The organism is Streptomyces bungoensis, assembly GCF_001514215.1.
In the GTDB taxonomy this organism is placed as follows: Bacteria; Actinomycetota; Actinomycetes; order Streptomycetales; family Streptomycetaceae; genus Streptomyces; species Streptomyces bungoensis.
The window spans coordinates 1-1,192 of record NZ_KQ948908.1 but is presented as its reverse complement, the minus strand read 5'-3'; the positions used below and the strand labels follow the sequence as shown (position 1 = coordinate 1,192).

At 66.9% G+C, this 1,192-nt stretch carries 1 protein-coding gene; it reads left to right on the top strand.

Annotated elements, in window-relative coordinates; all coding sequences use genetic code 11:
- The first annotated feature begins 106 nt into the window (after nt 1-106).
- Complete coding sequence (locus AQJ66_RS36570) at nt 107-1,192, top strand: IS630 family transposase (RefSeq protein WP_061931255.1); 1,086 nt, start codon at nt 107-109, stop codon at nt 1,190-1,192.

Here is a 1,192-nt window from a genome sequence, read left to right as displayed (position 1 = left end):
CCTAGTGATCTGGTCTTGAGTTCACGTCTCGCCACGTGAGTCGTGGTTCGTTTCAGATTTCGGCTCGGGCGGTGACAGCGGCTGGTGGCTGCGGTCTGCTGGAGCAATGGGGGACAGCAGGCTGCAACCGCTGGTGTTATCCGAGGACGAGCGGCTGGTGTTGCAGGGGTGGGCCAAACGGCGGACAACCGCGCAGGGTCTGGCCAAGCGGGCACGGATCGTGCTGGCCTGCGCGGACGGGCTGAACAACACCGCGGTGGCCGCGCGGCTGGACACCGATCGCGGGACCGTGAGCCGGTGGCGGACCAGATTCCTGCAACGCCGTCTCGACGGCCTGTCCGACGAGCCGCGTCCCGGCGTGCCCCGCACCATCACCGACGCCCAGGTGGAAGAGGTGGTGGTGCGCACGCTGGAAGAGGTGCCCGAAGGCGCCACCCACTGGTCGAAGCGGGAGTTGGCCCGGCGGGTGGGGATCTCACCGACGAGTGTGCTGCGGATCTGGCGGGCCTTCGGGCTGCAGCCCTGGCGCACGGAAACCTTCAAGATCTCTCCGGACCCGCTGCTGATCGACAAGATCCGTGACGTGGTCGGGCTGTATCTCGCACCGCCGGCGAACGCGGCCGTCTTCGCGGTCGACGAGAAACCGCAGATCCAGGCCCTGGAACGGACAGCGCCGGTAATGCCGATGGTCCCGGGCACCCCCGAACGCCGCAGCTTCGACTACGTCCGGCACGGCACCGTGGACCTGTTCGCCGCCCTGAACACCGCCACCGGCAAGGTGATCGGGAGGCTGTCCGCGCAGCACCGGGCCGTGGACTTCCGCGACTTCCTCGACGAGATCGACCGCCAGACCGATCCCGGCCTGGCGGTCCACGTGATCTGCGACAACCTCTCGGCCCACAAGGCGCCGGTGGTCCACAAGTGGCTTCTGGCCCATCCCCGGTTCGACCTGCACTTCACACCGACCTACTCGTCCTGGATCAACCAGGTCGAGCGGTGGTTCGCCGAACTCCAGCGGCGCTGCCTCGAACGCGGCGTGTTCTGCTCACTCGACGAGCTGGAGACTGCCTTGGAGGACTGGATCAAGACCTGGAACGAGCAGGCCAGGCCTTTCAAGTGGACCAAGACCGCAGACCAGATCATCGACCGCATCTGCCGCTACTGCGACAGGATCTCCGGACCGGGACACTAG

What these genes read in the sequence shown, in the direction of transcription:
- AQJ66_RS36570 (WP_061931255.1), top strand. Translation starts at nt 107, where the DNA reads ATGGGGGACAGCAGGCTGCAACCGCTGGTGTTATCCGAGGACGAGCGG.